17 protein-coding genes are annotated in these 16324 nt (G+C 70.4%); 14 read left to right on the plus strand and 3 right to left on the minus strand.

Annotated features, from left to right (window positions below):
- The first annotated feature begins 6 nt into the window (after nucleotides 1-6).
- From pdxS to DEJ20_RS09780, 11 genes are all read left to right on the plus strand, one after another.
- Entirely contained in the window at nucleotides 7-927 is a 921-nt protein-coding gene (gene pdxS, locus DEJ20_RS09730; protein ID WP_017887361.1) for a pyridoxal 5'-phosphate synthase lyase subunit PdxS, read from the plus strand.
- Nucleotides 917-1528 (plus strand): pyridoxal 5'-phosphate synthase glutaminase subunit PdxT, encoded by a 612-nt coding sequence (gene pdxT, locus DEJ20_RS09735; RefSeq protein ID WP_111236252.1) that lies wholly within the window; start codon nucleotides 917-919, stop codon nucleotides 1526-1528. The genes pdxS and pdxT overlap by 11 nt, the downstream gene beginning before the upstream one ends.
- 119 nt (nucleotides 1529-1647) lie before the next feature.
- On the plus strand, nucleotides 1648-2415 hold the full coding sequence (locus DEJ20_RS09740) for a YebC/PmpR family DNA-binding transcriptional regulator (RefSeq protein WP_017887357.1): 768 nt from the start codon (nucleotides 1648-1650) through the stop codon (nucleotides 2413-2415).
- Between the two features lie 2 nt (nucleotides 2416-2417).
- Complete coding sequence (gene ruvC / locus DEJ20_RS09745; protein WP_111236251.1) at nucleotides 2418-3065, plus strand: crossover junction endodeoxyribonuclease RuvC; 648 nt, start codon at nucleotides 2418-2420, stop codon at nucleotides 3063-3065.
- Nucleotides 3062-3682 carry a Holliday junction branch migration protein RuvA gene (ruvA, locus tag DEJ20_RS09750; protein WP_071403844.1) on the plus strand — a complete coding sequence of 207 codons (621 nt, stop codon included), beginning with the start codon at nucleotides 3062-3064 and terminating at the stop codon, nucleotides 3680-3682. Before ruvC ends, ruvA begins: the two co-directional genes overlap by 4 nt.
- On the plus strand, nucleotides 3679-4722 hold the full coding sequence (gene ruvB / locus DEJ20_RS09755; protein ID WP_027465603.1) for a Holliday junction branch migration DNA helicase RuvB: 1044 nt from the start codon (nucleotides 3679-3681) through the stop codon (nucleotides 4720-4722). Before ruvA ends, ruvB begins: the two co-directional genes overlap by 4 nt.
- A 90-nt stretch (nucleotides 4723-4812) precedes the next feature.
- Nucleotides 4813-5214: a preprotein translocase subunit YajC gene (locus DEJ20_RS09760; RefSeq protein ID WP_051596726.1), complete on the plus strand. Its 402-nt coding sequence runs from the start codon at nucleotides 4813-4815 to the stop codon at nucleotides 5212-5214.
- Between the two features lie 91 nt (nucleotides 5215-5305).
- The gene (secD, locus tag DEJ20_RS09765; protein WP_110860016.1) at nucleotides 5306-7057 is read left to right on the plus strand and encodes a protein translocase subunit SecD; all 1752 of its coding nucleotides are present in this window, start codon (nucleotides 5306-5308) and stop codon (nucleotides 7055-7057) included.
- A complete protein-coding gene (secF, locus tag DEJ20_RS09770; RefSeq protein WP_071403841.1) occupies nucleotides 7057-8061 on the plus strand; it encodes a protein translocase subunit SecF in 1005 nt (334 codons plus the stop codon). Before secD ends, secF begins: the two co-directional genes overlap by 1 nt.
- Nucleotides 8061-8408, plus strand: a complete 348-nt coding sequence (locus DEJ20_RS09775; RefSeq protein WP_071403840.1) for a rhodanese-like domain-containing protein — start codon at nucleotides 8061-8063, stop codon at nucleotides 8406-8408. The genes secF and DEJ20_RS09775 overlap by 1 nt, the downstream gene beginning before the upstream one ends.
- A gap of 69 nt (nucleotides 8409-8477) precedes the next feature.
- Nucleotides 8478-10802 (plus strand): RelA/SpoT family protein, encoded by a 2325-nt coding sequence (locus DEJ20_RS09780; protein WP_228513657.1) that lies wholly within the window; start codon nucleotides 8478-8480, stop codon nucleotides 10800-10802.
- Nucleotides 10803-11113: 311 nt separating this feature from the next.
- Here the strand turns inward: DEJ20_RS09780 and DEJ20_RS09785 are convergent, their stop codons facing one another.
- From DEJ20_RS09785 to deoC, 3 genes are all read right to left on the minus strand, one after another.
- Nucleotides 11114-11686, minus strand: coding sequence for a type IV toxin-antitoxin system AbiEi family antitoxin (locus DEJ20_RS09785; protein ID WP_111236250.1), 573 nt, complete (start codon nucleotides 11684-11686; stop codon nucleotides 11114-11116).
- A 196-nt stretch (nucleotides 11687-11882) separates the two neighbouring features.
- A complete protein-coding gene (locus DEJ20_RS09790; protein WP_111236304.1) occupies nucleotides 11883-12836 on the minus strand; it encodes an ROK family protein in 954 nt (317 codons plus the stop codon).
- A gap of 159 nt (nucleotides 12837-12995) precedes the next feature.
- Nucleotides 12996-13727, minus strand: coding sequence for a deoxyribose-phosphate aldolase (gene deoC, locus DEJ20_RS09795; protein WP_111236249.1), 732 nt, complete (start codon nucleotides 13725-13727; stop codon nucleotides 12996-12998).
- Nucleotides 13728-13770: 43 nt separating this feature from the next.
- On the opposite strand from deoC, the gene DEJ20_RS09800 reads away from it, so the two are divergent.
- Genes DEJ20_RS09800 through DEJ20_RS09810 form a run of 3 tightly spaced genes read left to right on the plus strand, consistent with a single transcriptional unit; the run spans nucleotide 13771 to nucleotide 16306 of the window.
- On the plus strand, nucleotides 13771-15303 hold the full coding sequence (locus DEJ20_RS09800) for an SDR family oxidoreductase (protein ID WP_258377239.1): 1533 nt from the start codon (nucleotides 13771-13773) through the stop codon (nucleotides 15301-15303).
- A complete protein-coding gene (locus DEJ20_RS09805) occupies nucleotides 15300-15884 on the plus strand; it encodes a GDSL-type esterase/lipase family protein (RefSeq protein ID WP_111236247.1) in 585 nt (194 codons plus the stop codon). The genes DEJ20_RS09800 and DEJ20_RS09805 overlap by 4 nt, the downstream gene beginning before the upstream one ends.
- On the plus strand, nucleotides 15884-16306 hold the full coding sequence (locus tag DEJ20_RS09810) for a DUF6804 family protein (protein ID WP_111236246.1): 423 nt from the start codon (nucleotides 15884-15886) through the stop codon (nucleotides 16304-16306). Before DEJ20_RS09805 ends, DEJ20_RS09810 begins: the two co-directional genes overlap by 1 nt.
- Nucleotides 16307-16324: the final 18 nt, after the last annotated feature.

The following is a 16324-nucleotide window of genomic DNA, read 5'->3' on the forward strand; positions in this document are numbered from 1 at the left end:
GGCATCATGAGCGACAGCACCAGCACCTCCGGCACCCCTGGCACCTCGATCACCGGCTCCGACCGCGTCAAGCGCGGACTCGCCGAGATGCTCAAGGGCGGCGTGATCATGGACGTCGTGGACGCCGAGCAGGCCCGCATCGCGGAAGAAGCCGGTGCGACCGCCGTCATGGCCCTCGAGCGCGTCCCCGCCGACATCCGTGCGCAGGGCGGCGTCGCCCGCATGTCCGACCCCTCGATGATCGAGGAGATCATCGCCGCGGTGTCGATCCCCGTCATGGCGAAGGCCCGCATCGGCCACTTCGTCGAGGCGCAGGTGCTGCAGGAGCTCGGCGTCGACTACATCGACGAGTCCGAGGTGCTGTCACCGGCCGACTACGTGAACCACATCGACAAGTGGAAGTTCACCACCCCCTTCGTCTGCGGTGCCACCAACCTGGGCGAGGCGCTCCGTCGCATCACCGAGGGCGCGGCCATGATCCGTTCCAAGGGCGAGGCCGGCACGGGCGACGTGTCCGAGGCCACCAAGCACATCCGCACCATCACCAAGGAGATCGCGGCGCTCCGCAACCTGCGTGACGACGAGCTCTACGTCGCCGCCAAGGAGCTCCAGGCCCCGATCGACGTCGTGCAGGAAGTCGCCCGTACCGGCAAGCTCCCCGTCGTCCTCTTCACCGCCGGTGGTGTCGCCACCCCGGCCGACGCCGCGATGATGATGCAGCTCGGCGCCGACGGTGTCTTCGTCGGTTCCGGCATCTTCAAGTCCGGCGACCCGGCAGCGCGTGCCGCCGCGATCGTCAAGGCGACGACCTTCCACGACGACCCCAAGGTCATCGCCGAGGTCTCCCGTGGTCTGGGCGAGGCGATGGTCGGCATCAACGTCGCCGACGTCCCCGCACCGCACCGCCTCGCCGAGCGTGGCTGGTAGTCCGACGAGCGGCACTCGGCCCCGCATCGGGGTCCTGGCGCTGCAGGGTGACTTCCGCGAGCACATCGCCTCGCTGACCGAACTCGGCGCCGACGTGGTGCCGCTCCGACGCCCCGAGGAGATCGAGACCCTCGACGGCGTCGTGATCCCCGGGGGCGAGTCGAGCGTGATGGACAAGCTGTCCCGCGCGTTCGGCATCGCCGAGCCCCTCGCCGACGCGATCCGCGGTGGTCTGCCCACCTACGGCACCTGCGCCGGCATGATCATGCTGTCGTCGCGGATCACCGACGGCATCCACGGGCAGCAGACCCTCGACGTGCTCGACACCACCGTTCGCCGCAACGCGTTCGGTGCGCAGAACGACTCGTTCGAGATCGACATCCCGATGCCCGACCTCGGTGAGGCCCCGGTGCACGCGGTGTTCATCCGGGCCCCCGTCGTGGAGCAGCGCGGCGACGACGTCCACGTCCTCGGCGCACTGCCCGACGGCCAGGTCGTCGCCGTGCAGCAGGGCAACGTCATCGCGAGTGCGTTCCACCCCGAGGTCGCGGGCGAGGACCGCTTCCACCGCCGCTTCCTCGACCTGGTGCGCAGCGCCTGAGGCGTGACCGTCCACCCGCCGCACCGGCGGGACGGAAGCCGCGCCGCGCCTCCAGGCCGGTGTTCGGCCCACAGGGCCGCTAAACTGAGCGGGACTTTCCGCAAGACGCAAGGAGAACCGTGTCCGGGCATTCCAAGTGGGCAACGACCAAGCACAAGAAGGCGGTCATCGACCAGCGCCGTGCCAAGTCGTTCGCCAAGCTGATCAAGAACATCGAGGTCGCCGCGAAGATGGGCGGTGCCGACATGTCCGGCAACCCGACCCTGGTCGACGCCGTGCAGAAGGCGAAGAAGACCTCGGTCCCCAACGACAACATCGACCGCGCCGTCAAGCGCGGTGCCGGTCTCACGGGCGAGACCATCGAGTACACGACGATCATGTACGAGGGCTACGGCCCCAACGGCGTCGCGATGCTCATCGAGTGCCTCACGGACAACAAGAACCGTGCCGCGGCCGAGGTGCGGACCGCGATGTCGCGCAACGGCGGCACCATGGCCGACCCGGGCAGCGTCGCCTACAACTTCTCGCGCAAGGGCGTCATCTCGGTCACGAAGACCGACGGCCTCGACGAGGACACCGTGATGACCGCGGTGCTGGACGCCGGTGTCGAGGACGTCATCGACCAGGGTGGCGGCTTCGAGATCATCACCGAGGCGAGCGACCTGGTCGCCGCCCGCACCGCCCTGCAGGACGCCGGCATCGACTACGACTCCGCCGACGCCGAGTTCGTGCCCGGCCTCAAGGTCCCGGTCGACGCCGAGACCGCCCGCAAGGTGTTCCGTCTGATCGACGCGCTCGAGGACTCGGACGACGTGCAGAACGTCTACTCGAACTTCGACATCCCCGCGGACGTGCAGGCCGAGCTCGACGAGGACGAGGGCGAGTAGCCGTGCTCCGTGTGCTCGGGGTGGACCCCGGGCTCACCCGGTGCGGCGTCGGCGTCGTCGAGGTCGCACCGAACCGGCGCGCACGACTCGTCCACGTGACGGTCGTGCGCACCCCGCCGGACATGCCGCTCGAGCAGCGGCTGCTCCGCATCGCCGACGGCATCGCGGCCGAGATCGACGAGCACCACCCCGATGCGGTGGCCGTCGAGCGGGTGTTCGCGCAGGCGAACGTCCGCACCGTGATGGGCACCGCGCAGGCCGCCGGCCTGGCGCTGCACGCCGCGGCCGTCCGCGGCCTGCCCGTCGGGCTGCACACCCCCTCCGAGGTCAAGGCCGCCGTCACCGGCTACGGCAACGCCGACAAGCGGCAGGTGCAGACCATGATCGCGCGCGTGCTCGGGCTCGACGAGGCTCCGAAGCCGGCCGACGCCGCCGACGCGCTCGCGTTGGCCGTGTGCCATGCCTGGAGGCTCGGATCACCCGACGCCGCCGGCTCGCGTGCCACGAACCTCACCCCCGCACAGCGCGCCTGGCGGGACGCCCAGGGCGGCACCGTCGACTCGCCGCTGGCCCGCGCGGCCGCCGCCGCGGCCCGCCCGCAGCGTGGCAGGTCGGCGTCGTCGGTGGGCGGCCCTAGGCTCGGAGCATGATCGCGAGTCTCCGGGGCACCTGCATCGACATCGCCGGCTCGGCCGTGGTGATCGAGGTCGGGGGAGTCGGGTACGCCGTCACCGTGACCCCCGCACACGCGCTGACGATGCGCCACGGGTCCGAGGTGTTCGTGCGGACCGCCATGATCGTGCGCGAGGACGAGCACCTGCTCTTCGGCTTCGAGTCGACCGACGCGCTGCAGGTGTTCGACCTGCTCCGCGGGGTCTCCGGCGTCGGCCCGAAGTCCGCGATGGGCGTCCTGGCCCACATGGACCCTGCACAGATCGCGAACGCCGTCGCGAACGAGGACGACGGTGCGTTCCGCAAGGTCTCCGGCATCGGCCCGAAGACCGCCAAGCTCATCATCGTCGCGCTCTCCGGCAAGCTCGTGGCCTTCGAGCAGGCTGCCGTGGTCGCGGCAGCACGGGGGACCGCAGTCCACCCCGCCGCGGTCGACGTCGTCTCGGCGCTCATCGGCCTCGGCTGGCGCGAGGACGCGGCACAGTCCGCGGTCGACGACGCCGTCGCCAACGAGCCTGGTGCCGCCGCGATGGGCACCCAGGCCCTGCTCCGTGCCGCCCTCGGCGCACTCCGACCCGCGGCAGCCGGCCGGTGAGCGGCATCACGTCCGCCGGCGCCGAGTCGCAGGAGGAACTCGCGTTCGAAGGCGCGCTCCGGCCCCGCTCGCTCGACGAGTTCGTCGGCCAGCGCAAGGTCCGCGGGCAGCTCGACCTGCTCCTCAAGGCCGCGGGCATGCAGGAGCGCACGCCCGACCACATCCTGATGGCGGGTCCTCCCGGCCTCGGCAAGACCACGCTCGCGATGATCGTCGCGCACGAGACCGGCCGACCGCTGCGCATGTCGAGCGGGCCGGCGATCCAGCACGCCGGTGACCTCGCCGCCGTGCTGTCGTCCCTGGTCCCGGGCGAAGTGCTGTTCATCGACGAGATCCACCGCATGGCCCGCTCGGCAGAGGAGATGCTCTACCTGGCGATGGAGGACTTCCGCATCGACGTGATGGTGGGCAAGGGTGCGGGTGCCACGAGCATCCCCCTCGACCTCGCACCGTTCACGCTCGTCGGCGCCACCACCCGGGCCGGCCTGCTGCCGAACCCGCTGCGCGACCGCTTCGGGTTCACCGCCCACCTCGAGTTCTACGAGAAGGACGAGCTCGAGCAGGTCCTGATCCGTGCGGCCCACCTGCTCGAACTCGACATCGACCGGACCGCCCTGCGCGAGATCGCCGGACGCTCCCGCGGCACTCCGCGCATCGCGAACCGCCTGCTCCGCCGGGTGCGCGACTACGCCCTCGTGCACCGCACCACCGACGGCATGGCCGCGGTCCAGGGTGCACTCGACCTGTACGACGTCGACGAACTCGGGCTCGACCGGCTCGACCGGGCCGTGGTCGAGACCATGCTGACCCGGTTCGACGGGGGCCCGGTCGGTCTGAACACCCTCGCCGTCTCCGTCGGCGAGGAGTCCGAGACGATCGAGTCGGTCGTCGAACCGTTCCTCGTCCGGGTCGGTCTCGTGACCCGCACCCCCCGCGGGCGCATCGCGACACCGCGGGCCTGGCGGCACCTCGGTCTCACCCCGGGGCAGGGCGACGGCGGGCAGCCGGGGCTCTTCGACGACCCGGAACCCACCGCCTGACCGCCGATCAGTCGGGTGACATGCCACGGACACCGGCGTGCCCTAGACTGCTACGGCCCGAAACCGAGCAACCAGAGAAGGCAACGCATCATGGGTCAAGAAGTCATCCTCATCGTCATCGTCGTGGCGTTCGCGGCCTTCATGTTCTACAACAGCCGCAAGCGCAAGAAGCAGCAGGCCGAACTCGTGGACAAGATGGTCCCGGGCGCCAAGGTCATGCTGTCCTTCGGCCTCTACGGCACGCTCCTCTCCGTGAACGAGGAGAAGGTCACCGCTGACGTCGAGATCGCACCGGGGACCATCGTCACCGTGCACCGCCAGACCCTGTCGCGCGTCGTCGACGACAACGCGTCCGATGTCGAGACCACCACGACCACCGAGGACGAGCCGAAGCCGGTGGCCGAGCTCAACGGTGAGCCGGTCTACGGCGAGCGGGTCGACACCGACCGCGTCGACGAGACCGACGCCACGAAGCGCAAGTCCGACGACTGACGCCCTCGGCCGCCGGGTCGTCTGACCCGGCGGCTTCCCTCTGCCGTCGCACGGTGTGCCGACGGTCCTGAACAGAAAGACGAGACGACCGGTGGCACGATCGACACCCGTCAAGAAGGCGCTGCGCTCGCTCACCTGGTTGGTGATCCTGATGGCGATCCTCGCCGGCGTGAACACCGCCGCGTCGATCCTCGCCGGCTCTTCGAAGGACGACACCGACAAGTGGTACCAGGGCGCGAGCTGGGTGCCGGAGCTGGCTCTGGACCTGCAGGGCGGCACGCAGCTGACCCTCGCGGCGCAGAACACCGAGGGCGACTCCGTCACCTCGCAGCAGCTGCAGCAGGCGGTGAACATCATCCGCCAGCGCATCGACGCCACCGGTGTCTCCGAGTCGGAGATCAACACCCAGGGTGCGAACAACATCGTCGTCTCGATCCCGGGTCGCCCCGACAAGGCCACGATCGACCGTATCGAGGCAGCCGCGAAGCTGACCTTCCGCCCGGTGCTCTTCACCGAGGCCGCGACGAACTCCGCCGTCGGTGACGACGGCAAGGGCACCGCATCGGCCACGCCGTACTCGCCGCCCGCCTCGCTCGCCGCGACGCCGAGCGCGAAGCCGACGAACGCGAGCGACCTGAACTGGGTCACGCCGAAGCTGCAGGACCTGTACACCAACTACAACTGCGCGGCTCCGGACGATGTCACCACGGCGCCCGACGACGAGCCCCTGGTCACGTGTGACCAGGACGGCGCGGGGAAGTACATCCTCGGTCCGGTCGAGGTCTCCGGTGCCGACATCAGCAACGCCACCTCGGGTCTCGCCACCGACTCGCAGGGCACGTCGACGGGCCAGTGGGCCGTCAACCTGACGTTCAACGGCGAGGGCTCGAAGGACTTCCGCACCGTCACGAACCGTCTCGTCTCGCTCCAGCAGCCGCAGAACCAGTTCGCGATCGTGCTCGACGGTTCGGTCATCACCGCTCCGACGACGAACTCCGCGATCACGAACGGCAAGGCGCAGATCACCGGGTCGTTCACGGCCGAGTCGTCGAAGACCCTTGCGGACCAGCTCAAGTACGGTGCGCTGCCGATCAACTTCCAGGTGCAGTCGAACGAGAACATCTCGGCGACGCTCGGTACCGCGCAGCTCATCGGTGGCCTCGTCGCCGGTCTGATCGGTCTGATCCTGGTGATCATCTACTCGGTCATCCAGTACCGGGCGCTGGCGTTCGTCACGGTGCTGTCGCTCGGGATCGCCGCGGTGCTCACCTACCTGGTGATCGCGATCATGTCCTGGCGCGTCGACTACCGCCTCTCGTTGGCGGGTGTGGCGGGTCTGATCGTCGCGATCGGCATCACGGCGGACTCGTTCATCGTCTACTTCGAGCGCATCCGTGACGAACTCCGCGACGGCCGTGCCCTCGAGAGCGCGGTCGAGTCCGGCTGGAAGCGCGCCCTCCGCACGATCCTGGCGTCCGACGCGGTGAACTTCCTCGCCGCCGTCACGCTGTACGTGCTCGCGGTCGCCGACGTGAAGGGCTTCGCGTTCACGCTGCTCCTCACGACCCTGATCGACATCGTGGTGGTCGCGCTCTTCACCCACCCGATGATGCAGCTCATCGCCCGCAGCCGGTTCTTCGGTGAGGGGCACCGGTTCAGCGGTCTCGACCCGGCAGCACTCGGTGCCGTCTACCGGGGGCGCGCGCAGTTCCGCGCACCGGTCGTGGACGGCAAGCGCCAGCGCAGTGCCGGTGAGGCACAGCGCCGACAGACGATCGCGGAGCGGAAGGCCCAGCAGGCCTCCGGCGACAACGGCTCGACGCCGGACGGGAAGGACGACTGATGGCCAGCTTCAGCCAGTTCGGCAGCGACCTCTACACGGGGAAGCGGTCGTACGACATCATCGGGCGCCGGAAGACCTGGTACCTCATCGCTCTCGCGATGATCCTGATCTCCCTGGTGACCCCGTGGCTCCGTGGCGGGTACCAGCTCGGCATCGAGTTCACCGGGGGCTCGGAGTTCACGATCTCCGACGTCAAGACGCTCGACCAGAACATCGCCACCGAGACCGTCGAGGACGTCGTCCCGGAGTCGATCCCGCGCGTCTCGCAGCTCGGCACGCACGGCATCCGCGTGCAGACCGGGCAGCTCACCGACCGGCAGACGACCGAGGTGCAGGACGCCCTGGCCAAGGCCTACGACGTCCCCGAGAGCCAGGTCGCCGCGACCTTCATCGGCGCGACGTGGGGTGCCGACGTGCTCGCGCAGGCCATCCGTGGTCTCGTGATCTTCCTCGCCCTCGCCGCGGTCTTCATGACGCTGTACTTCCGCACCTGGAAGATGTCGTTGTCCGCGATGGCGGCGCTGCTGCACGACCTGCTCATCACGGCCGGCGTGTACGGCATCGTCGGGCTCGAGGTCACGCCCGCGGCGGTCATCGGCTTCCTGACGATCCTCGGGTACTCGCTCTACGACACCGTGGTGGTCTTCGACAAGGTGCGTGAGAACACCGCGCAGGAATCCATCCGGACGTTCAAGCAGTCGGTCAATCTCGCGGTGAACCAGACCCTCGTCCGATCGATCAACACCTCGGTCGTGGCGCTGCTGCCGGTCGCGGCGATCCTCTTCATCGGGTCGTACGTGCTCGGCGCCGGTACCCTGCGCGACATCTCCCTCGCGCTGTTCATCGGCATCATCGTCGGCACCTACTCGACGATCTTCATCGCGTCGCCGATGTACGCGCAGCTGCGCGAGAACGAGCCGAAGATCAAGGAGTCGGACGCCAAGAAGACCGCGGCGGCCGAGAAGCGCCGGCGCGAGGTCGATGCAGCAGAGGCGAACGTCTGATGCCCATCGAGATCCAGGAGATCGACGTCGCCGAGGCCCAGCGCCGCATCGACGCCGGAGCCCGTCTGTTCGACGTCCGCGAGCAGGGGGAGTGGGACGAGGTCCACGCCCCGCAGGCCACGCTCGTCCCGATGTCGGAGTTCGTGGACCGCTGGCAGGAGATCGACGGCGGCGACCAGCCGGCCATCATCGTCTGCCACTCCGGCGGCCGTTCATCGCGCATCGTCGCGGCGCTCGAGCAGTCCGGGGTCCCGGCCGTGAACCTCTCCGGCGGCATGCTCGCCTGGGAGCAGGCGGGGGCACCGGTGGAGCGCGACGCCCAGGGCGAACCGCGTCACGGGCACTGACCGGGGACGCGTAGTCTTGTCGGATCGAGCTCGGATCGAGCTCTCGGACCGAGTCCTCGGAGGCGCATCATGACGGACACCCGCGAAGAGCCGTCCGCGCCGAGCCGCCCGGGTTCCGCCCCGCGGCCCTCGAGCCCGATCGGTCCGAACACCACCGGCAACCTCGGTTCCCTCCGCTCGCTGCTGCCGCGCCTGTTCTCGCGCGCCCAGCCGGCCGGCGCGGTGGACACGCTGATCCGCACGGTCCGCTCACACCACCCCAAGGCCGACGTGACGCTCATCGAGCGGGCGTACTCAGTGGCCGAGCGCGCGCACGACGGACAGAAGCGCAAGTCCGGTGAGCCGTACATCACGCACCCCGTCGCGGTCGCGCAGATCCTGGCCGACCTCGGCATCGGCACGATCACCATCGCGGCCGCGCTCCTGCACGACACGGTGGAGGACACCGACTACCAGCTCGACCAGCTACGGGCCGACTTCGGCGACGAGATCGCGATGCTCGTCGACGGCGTCACCAAGCTCGACAAGGTCAAGTACGGCGACAGCGCCCAGGCCGAGACCGTCCGCAAGATGGTCATCGCCATGTCGAAGGACATCCGCGTCCTCGTCATCAAGCTCGCCGACCGCCTGCACAACGCCCGCACCTGGGGCTTCGTCGAGTCGACCTCCGCCACGCGCAAGGCGAAGGAAACGCTGGAGATCTACGCGCCGCTCGCGCACCGGCTCGGCATCCAGATGATCAAGCTCGAGCTCGAAGACCTGTCGTTCGCCGTCCTCCACCCGAAGCTCTACGTCGAGATCGACAGCCTGGTCAAGGAACGCCAGCCGAAGCGCGAGCAGTTCGTCCAGAACGTCATCGGCACCCTGAAGAAGGACCTGAAGGCCGCCAAGGTCCGCGGTGACGTCATGGGTCGGCCGAAGCAGTACTACTCGATCTACCAGAAGATGATCGTGCGGGGTCGCGAGTTCGACGAGATCTACGACCTCGTCGGCATCCGCGTGCTCGTGCCGACCGTGCGCGACTGCTACGCCATGCTCGGCTCGGTGCACGCCCGCTGGACCCCGCTGCCCGGTCGCTTCAAGGACTACATCGCGACCCCCAAGTTCAACCTGTACCAGTCGCTGCACACCACGGTGCTCGGACCGCAGGGTCGTGCGGTCGAGATCCAGATCCGCACGCACGAGATGCACCAGCGCGCCGAGTTCGGTGTCGCCGCCCACTGGAAGTACAAGCAGCGCGCTGCCGGCCGTGACGCCGGTACCTCGTCGACCACGGACGACCAGGACATGGCGTGGCTCGCCCACATCACCGACTGGCAGGCCGAGACCAGCGACCCGGGCGAGTTCCTCGACTCCCTGCGCTACGAGATCGGCGCCAAGGAGACCTACGTCTTCACGCCGCAGGGCAAGGTCATCGGGCTCCCCGCGGGAGCCACCCCGGTCGACTTCGCCTACGCCGTGCACACCGAGATCGGCCACCGCACGATGGGTGCGAAGGTCAACGGCCGCCTGGTCCCGCTCGAGAGCCAGTTGTCCAGCGGCGACGTCGTCGAGATCTTCACGTCGAAGAACCCCGATTCCGGCCCCTCGCAGGACTGGCTGCAGTTCGTCCGCAGCCCCCGCGCGCGCAACAAGATCAAGCAGTGGTTCACCAAGGAGCGCCGCGAAGAGGCGATCGAGCAGGGTCGCGACGCCATCGCCCGGGCGATGCGCAAGCAGAACCTGCCGCTCCAGCGCATCATGAGCCAGGACAGCATCGCCGAGGTCGCCTCGTCGATGCGGTACGAGGACGTCTCCGCCCTGTACGCCGCCATCGGCGAGGGCCACGTCTCGACGCAGTCGGTGATCGAGAAGGTCCTCGGCAACGTCCAGACCGAGACCGAGACGGACGAACCCGAACTCGCGTTCCCGCGCCAGGTCACCAGTCGGCAGCTGCGCACGAGCGACAGCGGCGTACTGGTCCGCGGTGCGCCCGACATCCTCGTGAAGCTCGCGAAGTGCTGCACGCCGGTGCCGGGCGACCAGATCGTGGGCTTCATCACCCGCGGCCAGGGCGTCTCGGTGCACCAGTCGTCGTGCACCAACGTGAAGTCGCTCATGAACGAACCCGACCGGATGATCGAGGTCGAGTGGGCCCCGTCGTCGAAGTCGGTGTTCCTGGTGCAGATCCAGATCGAGGCGCTCGATCGGTCGGGCCTGCTCAGCGACGTCACCCGGGTGCTGACCGACCACCACGTGAACATACTGTCCGCGACGGTTTCGACCTCATCCGACCGTCTCGCGCTCAGCCGGTTCGTGTTCGAGATGGGTGACACCATCCACCTCGACCGCGTGCTCAACGCGGTGCGACGCATCGACGCCGTCTACGACGTCTACCGCGTCAGCGCCGGCTAGCAGCCCCGCCCCGCGCGGCCCGTCCGTCGACCGGTCAGAAACTGTCGGCTGCAGCCCGGCCAGCCGACAGTTCGCGACCACTCGGCGAACGTGAGCCGGGTGTCCTGACCGCTCGCACGCGCCGGACCGGGAGGCCCGTGGCGGCCCCGCCCCGCGCCTCCCGCCCGCCGACCGGTCACGACTCGTCGCGCGGGCACCGCCGAGCGGTCACGAACTGTCGCCTGCGGCCCTGCCAACCGACGGTTCTTGACCACTCGGCGGACGTGAGCGGGGTGTTGTGACCACCCGCGCCCGCACCCAGCGCGCGACCCCTACCGGACAGCACCCCCAGCCACGCCCTGCAGCCCCCGCAACCGCCGCTCGGCCTGCCGCACCATGGGGATCGTCCCGAGGGACCTCAGGCGCGCCCGCAGCTCGTCGGCCGTGACCGCCCCGATCGCGAGCAGCCCGTGCACGGCCGTCGCCTCGGCCTCCCCGAACGCACCGGCTGAGGGGCCCGGCGTCCGGAGCAGGTCGACCGTGGTCCGCGCCGGCAGCGTGACCCGCAGCCGCGAGAGCTCGACGGTGTCGTCGACGTCGATCCGGACCTCCCGCAGGCGCACGTCCGGCCCGACGTGGACGCGGACCTGGGGCGGGATGCAGGCATCGAGCGGCACCGGCGGTCGCGACACCGCACCCCAGATCCACGCGGCGGTCAGCGTGCAGGCGATCAGGCGCGCGTCCCGCAGGACCCAGGCGGCAGCGGCGGCGCGCAACGACGGCGTCTGCGGCTCAGCGGGGGAGGCCCAGCAGGGACCGACGGCGACCAGCTCGCCGGCCAGGACCGCCGCACGCAGCTCGGGCTCCGGCCAGTCGTCACTGGTCAGCAGTCGCGGGCGGGGCACCCGCACATCCTGCCCGACCTGCGCACGCGACCGACAGGCCTGTGGACAAGCCACGCACCGGCCGGGAGGCCCGTGGCGGGCCCGCACCGCGCCTCCAGGCCGTCGCCGGTCACGTCCACGGCGTGGGCCACGTCGACGACGCAACCAACCGACGGCCGCCCGCCGGATCGGGCCCGGCCGGACGGGACGCGCGCGCTCAGCGCAGGACGTCGGCGCGGTGCACGAGGGCCGCGGCACCGATGAGCGGACCGTCCTGGGACAACCCGGTCGGCACGATCTGCACCTTCGTGACGAACCCGAACTCGACACGCTCAGCCACGGCCTGCCGGGCGTACTCGAACAGGTCGGGCGTGACGTGCGAGAACCCGCCACCGATGGCGACGATCTCGAGGTCGACCAGGCTCGTGGCGGCGGCGATGGCCTGCCCGAGGGCACGGCCGCTCCGCTGCACCGCGGCGACGGCGATCTCGTCGCCGGCGACGTAGGCGGCCGAGAGCTCCTCGCCGGTCGTGCCCGCGAAGCCCTGACGACGTGCCCAGGCCACGGTCTTCGGGCCGCTGGCGATCGCCTCGAGGCAACCGGTGCCCCCGCAGGCGCAGGGGTCGTCGTAGCCGCCGCACTCGACGTGGCCGATGTGGCCGGCGTTGCCCGTCGGTCCGCTGACGGTGCGACCGTGCAGGATGAGCCCGCCGCCGACACCGGTGGAGACGATCATGCCCATGACGTGCTCGTAGCCCTGGGCCGCGCCGACCCAGTGCTCGGCGAGGGTGATCGCCAGGCCGTCCATGCGGAGCGTCACCGGGACGTCGTCCGGCACGAGCGCCGCGATCCGGTCGCGCAGCGGGTGGCCACGCCAGACCGGCATGTTGAGCGGGGAGACGAGGCCGTGCTCCTCGTCGACGGGGCCGGCGGAACCGACGCCGACGCCGACGAGCGTCGCGTCGGCGGGCAGCGCGCCGAGCGCGGCCGTGACGACCTCGTCGACGGCGGCCTGCAGCTCGTCCGAGGTGCGCTGCGGCCCGGTGGGGCTGCGGAACCGGGTCGCCGGCAGCACGACGCCCTGGTCGGTGACGAGCGCGGCCTCGACCTTCGTGCCGCCGAGGTCGACGGCCAGGGCGAGGGCGGGGGACTGGGGTGCGGTGCTGGACATGCGCGCTCCGATGCGGCGGTCTGGAGGCACGGTGCGGGTCACCGACGCGTCGTCGCGTCCGGTGGGCACCGGCCTGGTCGTGGTGGGTCGTGCTGGGTGGGGGGGGTGGGACAGGTGGGCTGGACGCGCCGGCTCAGCCGGTCGGCTCAGCCCGTGGGTTCAGTAGGACGTCGTGTCGTCGCCGAGCGCCGAGGCGGCACCCGTCTCGGCGCGGTGCGCGACCTCGTCGAGGATGCGGGCCGATGCGCTCGTGCCGATGCGGTTCGCGCCCGCCTCGACCACCTCGAGCAGGGTGTCGAGCCCGCGGACGCCGCCGGAGGCCTTCACGCCGGTGTCGGCACCGACCGTGCGGCGCATGAGGGCGATGTGCTCGGCCGTCGCGCCACCGCCGGCGAACCCGGTCGAGGTCTTCACGAAGGCGGCGCCGGCGGTCTGTGCCGCACGCGAGGCCGCGACGATCTCGTCGTCGGTCAGGAACGCGGTCTCGAGGATCACCTTGACGACGGTGTCGCCGGCGGCGTCGACGACCGCGCGGACGTCCTGCTCGACGCGCTGCCAGTCGCCCGACTTCGCCGCGCCGATGTTCTGCACCATGTCGAGCTCGAACGCGCCGTCGGCCAGGGCCTGCAGCGACTCGGCGACCTTCGCCGCGGTGGACGTGGTGCCGTGGGGGAAGCCGATCACCGTGCCGACGCCGACGCCGGTGCCCGTGAGGCGCTCGACGGCGTGGGCGACGTCGCTCGGACGGACGCAGACGCTGAAGACGCGGTGGGCGGCGGCTTCGTCGAGCTGGGCGTCGACGTCCGCGCGGGTGAGTTCGGGCTTCAGGATCGCGTGGTCGATGAGGCCGCGGACGGCATCGACGGTGACGGGGAAGGCTGCGTTGTCCACTCGGCAAGCCTACCCGTCAGGCGTGCCGCGTAGCGTGCAGGGCATGCAGGTCCTCGTCACCGGCGCCACCGGGTACATCGGTGGTCGTCTCGTCCCTCGTCTCCTCGAAGCCGGCCACTCCGTCCGGGTGTTCGTGCGCAACCCCCGGAAGCTCCAGGACGTCCCGTGGAGCAGTGAGGTCGACGTCGCCGAGGGCGACCTCCAGGACGCCGAGGCGGTGCGTGCCGCCGTCGACGGGGTCGAGGCGGTCTACTACCTGGCCCACGCGATGGGGGCCGACGGCGACTTCGAGTCGGCCGAGCGCGAGGCCGCCGAGACCATGGCACACGAGGCGAAGGCGGCCGGCGTCAGCCGGTTCGTCTACCTGGGCGGACTGCACCCGGACGGCGAGCTGTCGAAACACCTCCGCAGCCGCAAGGAGGTGGGGGAGATCCTCCTCGGCTCGGGCGTGCCGACGGTGGCGTACCAGGCCGGGGTCGTGATCGGTTCGGGCAGCACCTCGTTCGAGATGATCCGGCACTTGACCGACGTGCTGCCGTGGATGCCCGCGCCGCGCTGGGTCCGCAACCACATCCAGCCGATCGCGGTCCGCGACGTCCTGTACTACCTGGTTGCCGCGCTCGACGTCCCCGCCGACGTCAACCGCACCTTCGACATCGGCGGCCCAGACGTCCTGCGGTACGGCCAGATGCTGAACGGCTACGCGGTCGAGGCCAAGCTGCCCCAGCGCCCGATCACGGTCCTGCCGGTGCTCACCCCGCGCCTCGCGGCACACTGGTTCAACGCCGTCACCCCGATCCCGCGCAAGCTCGCGACGCCGATCATCGAGTCGCTGCAGTTCGAGTGCGTGCAGCGCGAGCACGACATCGACGACGTCGTGCCGCAGCCCGAGGGCGGGCTCACCTCGTACCGTCGGGCCGTCCGCCTCGCGCTGAACAAGATGCGCACCGGCCAGGTGCAGACGAGCTGGCGCAGCGCGACGCTCTCGAGCGCCTCGGCCGACCCGATGCCGAACGACCCGGACTGGGCCGGGCACACGGTCTACGTCGACGACCGGAAGCGGCACTCCAGTGCCTCCGCCGAGGACGTCTGGCGCGTCGTCGAGTCGATCGGCGGCGACAACGGCTGGTACTCGTTCCCGCTCGCCTGGGTTGCCCGCGGTTGGATGGACAAGATCGCCGGCGGCGTCGGCCTGAACCGCGGGCGTCGCGACCAGCAGCGCCTGGAACAGGGCGACGCGCTCGACTGGTGGCGCGTCGAACGGCTGGAGCGCGGCCGGTACCTGCGGCTTCGCGCCGAGTTCAAGTCACCCGGTCGTGCGTGGCTCGAGATGACCGTCACACCGAACCCCGACGGCGGCAGCGACTACCACCAGCGGGCGATCTACTTCCCGCAGGGACTGGCCGGGCGGCTGTACTGGTACGGCATCCTGCCGTTCCACGGCATCATCTTCCCCGGTATGGTCGAGCGCATCACCGCCGCCGCCGAGCGGGAGTCCGACCACACCGAGTCCACGCAGCGCAACCGGACGCAGCAGACCGAGACCCCCGAGCCGGCGCACGAGGAGGCAGCATGACCGACGACCGCAGCCCCGTCCTCTTCCTGGGGGACAGCATCACCGAACAGGGTGACTGGGAGACATGGCTCCCCGACGAGCACACGCTGAACCAGGGCATCGGCGGCGACACGACCGACGGCGTGCTGACGCGCCTCGACGCCGTCGTCGCGGAACAGCCCGAGGTGATCGTGCTGCTCATCGGTACGAACGACTTCGGCAACCACCGCGCCAGCGCCGAGCACGTGGTCCGCAACGTCGAGACCATCCTGGTCACGCTCCGCCGCGAGCTGCCGGGCGTGCGCCTGCTGCTCGTGTCGATCCTGCCCCGGCAGGCCGAGTACGCCACGAAGATCGAGCAGGCCAACCGGCACCTCCGTCAGTTCGTCGCCACGTGCCACGCGCAGTACCTCGACGTCTGGCCCGCCCTGGCCGACGGCGACCACCTGGACGCCCGCTTCACCGAGGACGGCCTGCACCTGACCGAAGACGGGTACCGCGCGCTGGTCGGTGAACTGGTGCCGGCGCTCGAGCGCGTCCGCGACCTGCCGCCGATGTCGCGGTCGATCCAGGCGATCGACCTCGACGGCTCCGCGGACTGATGGCCGCACGCAAGGGGCGGCCCCCGGTGGGGTCGTCCCAGCACGGCGTGCCCGCAGGGGCTCCTCGACCCGCACCCGCCAACGGTGCCCGCACCACGCCGCCCTTCACCCGCCCCGCACTGGCACCGTCGATGATCGCGGCGATCGTGCTGCTTGCCTGCGTCGCCATCGTCGACTCGTCGGGCTTCGTCTTCGCCCGCTGGGGCGTCACGGTGCTCGCGTTGATCGTGCTCGTCTTCAGCGTGCGCGGGAAGGTCTGGTGGGCCGCCCTGCTCATGGCCGCCGTCGCCGTCTGCTGGAACCCGCTCGTCACGGTGCCGATCCCCGGACAGGTGTGGGCGGCACTGCAGCTGGTGGCCGCCGCGCTGTTCATCGTGGTGGGCATCGTCGTCAAGGTGCCCCGCGAGTCGGACGGACGGTAGGATCGGCAGGTCGGGTAC

The organism is Curtobacterium sp. MCSS17_005, from assembly GCF_003234225.2.
Lineage (GTDB): Bacteria > Actinomycetota > Actinomycetes > Actinomycetales > Microbacteriaceae > Curtobacterium > Curtobacterium flaccumfaciens.

Excerpts from the sequence above, each read along its gene's own strand:
- pdxS (WP_017887361.1), top strand. The coding sequence starts at position 7 with ATGAGCGACAGCACCAGCACCTCCGGCACCCCTGGCACCTCGATCACC.
- ruvA (WP_071403844.1), top strand. The coding sequence starts at position 3,062 with ATGATCGCGAGTCTCCGGGGCACCTGCATCGACATCGCCGGCTCGGCC.
- DEJ20_RS09760 (WP_051596726.1), top strand. The coding sequence starts at position 4,813 with ATGGGTCAAGAAGTCATCCTCATCGTCATCGTCGTGGCGTTCGCGGCC.
- secF (WP_071403841.1), top strand. The coding sequence starts at position 7,057 with ATGGCCAGCTTCAGCCAGTTCGGCAGCGACCTCTACACGGGGAAGCGG.
- DEJ20_RS09775 (WP_071403840.1), top strand. The coding sequence starts at position 8,061 with ATGCCCATCGAGATCCAGGAGATCGACGTCGCCGAGGCCCAGCGCCGC.
- DEJ20_RS09780 (WP_228513657.1), top strand. The coding sequence starts at position 8,478 with ATGACGGACACCCGCGAAGAGCCGTCCGCGCCGAGCCGCCCGGGTTCC.
- DEJ20_RS09790 (WP_111236304.1), bottom strand. The coding sequence starts at position 12,836 with ATGTCCAGCACCGCACCCCAGTCCCCCGCCCTCGCCCTGGCCGTCGAC.
- DEJ20_RS09800 (WP_258377239.1), top strand. The coding sequence starts at position 13,771 with ATGCAGGTCCTCGTCACCGGCGCCACCGGGTACATCGGTGGTCGTCTC.
- DEJ20_RS09805 (WP_111236247.1), top strand. The coding sequence starts at position 15,300 with ATGACCGACGACCGCAGCCCCGTCCTCTTCCTGGGGGACAGCATCACC.
- DEJ20_RS09810 (WP_111236246.1), top strand. The coding sequence starts at position 15,884 with ATGGCCGCACGCAAGGGGCGGCCCCCGGTGGGGTCGTCCCAGCACGGC.